This window comes from Chamaesiphon sp. OTE_75_metabat_556, from assembly GCF_031378165.1.
Classification (GTDB): Bacteria; Cyanobacteriota; Cyanobacteriia; order Cyanobacteriales; family Chamaesiphonaceae; genus Chamaesiphon.
In genome coordinates this window covers 1-2,383 of sequence record NZ_JANNDR010000586.1, presented here as the reverse complement: position 1 = coordinate 2,383, position 2,383 = coordinate 1, and the positions used below count along the sequence as shown (strand labels likewise).

The following is a 2,383-nucleotide window of genomic DNA, read 5'->3' as shown; positions in this document are numbered from 1 at the left end:
CCTGCACAAGGGTCGATCTGTTGGCAGCTTAACGCGCTACGCATTAGCTTCGCAATGGGAATCGGTCTGTGGGTTGGGTTTTATTTTTTGGGGCGGTTCCAAAACGAAGCCAGGAGTCATTAATCGGAAATCTTTATCCCGAACTCACGTTAGCTAGTTGCCAGAAAATAGCAGGATGTCGATCGACTCTAGGGCAATTTTGACAGGTTGGGTGCGATCGCGATCGCAATTACCGAGAACATTAGAGCAGGTCAAATTAGAAATAAGTGTTGCAGCACATGCAGTGTAGTGCCTATCTGTACGTAAATCCACGCACTTAAAAAAAAGCTCCCAACAGTATTTCCGTGGATCGACGCTGTTGGGAACTGGGTCGGGTAGAGAACAATGTACGCATGGAGAAAACAAGTTCGCGGCATCCAAACCCCAACCTACTTTTTTCGCTCAAGGCTCCAGCTTCTTCTGTCTGACCCACCTGTTGTGATTATGCCCATTTCGATCGAATAGATCGCAAATACCATAGATTACACAGCATCTATCTTTATTAAAGGTTGCTAAAACGATGGCTACTCCAGCTTCTGCTCATTCCGAATCGATCTCGTTGTTGATGAAATACTTTGAACAGCCCAGCATAATAGCTCGCAATCAATTAGTGCTGTTGAATGCTGGTCTAGTAAGACATATCGCCCATCGGATCGGTCGTCAATGTGCAGAACCATATCAAGATTTAGAACAAATTGGTTACTTAGGTTTAATTCGCGCCATCGAACGCTTCAATCCGCACCAAGGCTGCGCTTTTAGCTCTTTCGCCGTTCCCTACATTAGAGGTGAAGTTTTACACTTCCTCCGCGACAAGAGCAGTGTCCTCAAAATTCCCCGCCGTTGGCAAGAACTCCAAAAAGAAGGTGAAAAAGTCCGCCAACAGCTCACTGCCAAATTGGGTCGCAAAGTTCGGGATGAAGAAATTGCCGCAGTATTGAATGTATCTGTGAATGAATGGCGGGAAACTCAAGCCGCAGAGCACAATCGTCAAGCTTTGAGTCTCGATGCTACTGTCGGTCAAATGCTCGATTGTCCCGTGACTCTCGGTGATAGCTTGCCCGATACCCGCGAACAACAACGTCAATATCTCGAAGAGGAACGCCAACAACTCGAAGGTGCGATTTCCGAACTCGAATCCAAGACCAAGCAAGCGATCGAATATGTCTATATCAAAGGCTTACCCCGCAAGGAAGCAGCCAAAAGAATTGGCGTTAGCCCCATGACTGTCACGCGCCATCTCCAACGCGGTGTCAAGCAATTGTCCACGCTCCTGCACCCAGAAGAAGCTGTAATGTCTTAGTTTGCCCGATCGCGACCCTAACACTTCATGGGGTCGCTCATCGCTCAGACGCGCGTACGAATCAGGAACCATTAACATCAAGTGAGGATCTCTCCTCACTTTTTTTAGTGCTGATTTTTGGTGATTAGACTCGCAACTACCGATCGATCTTTGATGAATCCTCACCCTTAGGTAAAATCCAGAACCGATAGACCAGATACAGTCCGATCCCAAATACGGACAGCGTAATCAAAGAAGTAATCAGTTGAAAAACAGTTTTAATCAATGTCAGACTCAACAATCCGCCACCCACGATCGCGATTAGCTTACCACTCGATGGAATTCGATCGAACCAGGTCATAAACTGTTGATAGCCTTGGCGGAGCGCATTGATACCGAAGTCGGGAGCATCTACATCGATTTGGTTGAGTGAATCAGATCCAGCAGTAGTTGCGCGCTCGACCTCGATCTTCAAGTCTCGAAAGCGGCGTTGCCAATCTTGGGGTTGTGGGGAAGTCATATTGAGTGAGTAGGGAGTGGGGTAGAAAGTAGTTGCGATGCCTTCAGTCTTGTTTCAGCTTAAGATGGTCGGTTTTATAGTTTTAGCTCATCGCCGATGAGCGATTCTGTGCGTTTAGAAACCATAATTATCGATTGGGACGCTCAGCATAATTAATGTGCGATCGACATAATTAAAATGTGCTGGCCGTTGCCGCTCTAATCCTTCATCACTTCAACTGCCACGACATCGATCGTATCCGGTGGCGTATCGCGTAGCAGTTGACCGCCATCGATCTTGAGGACTTCACCGCAATTACTACACTGGATTTCGCTACCATTAATGCCTTGCAGCGGATAGCTACATACCGGACATTGTGCCTGGACGATACTGCGGCGCAACCACCAGAAGAAGCCCAAAAAGCCGACAATGGGAGTCAAAATCAGCAGTCCGATGACGATCAATGCTGATTTGACAATCCACCCTAATCCTAGGCTACCCAACAATAGGCAAATAGCCACAATTGTCAGCCAGGATTGAAACTGAGGTAGATTAACTTGAAATAC

Annotated in this window: 3 protein-coding genes; 1 reads left to right on the top strand and 2 read right to left on the bottom strand. The window is 47.1% G+C overall.

Translation table 11 applies throughout. From position 1 onward, the window contains the following. Window positions 1-559 precede the first annotated feature (559 nt). Entirely contained in the window at window positions 560-1,339 is a 780-nt protein-coding gene (locus tag RMO27_RS23335) for a sigma-70 family RNA polymerase sigma factor (RefSeq protein WP_309736929.1), read from the top strand. Window positions 1,340-1,475: 136 nt separating this feature from the next. Here RMO27_RS23335 and RMO27_RS23330 read toward each other — a convergent pair whose 3' ends face one another. Together RMO27_RS23330 and RMO27_RS23325 are read right to left on the bottom strand one after the other, a co-directional pair. Next, window positions 1,476-1,838, bottom strand: a complete 363-nt coding sequence (locus RMO27_RS23330; protein ID WP_309736928.1) for a hypothetical protein — start codon at window positions 1,836-1,838, stop codon at window positions 1,476-1,478. A gap of 197 nt (window positions 1,839-2,035) precedes the next feature. Further along, window positions 2,036-2,383, bottom strand: a 348-nt coding sequence (locus RMO27_RS23325) for a hypothetical protein (RefSeq protein WP_309736927.1), incomplete at its 5' end; no start/stop codon positions are given.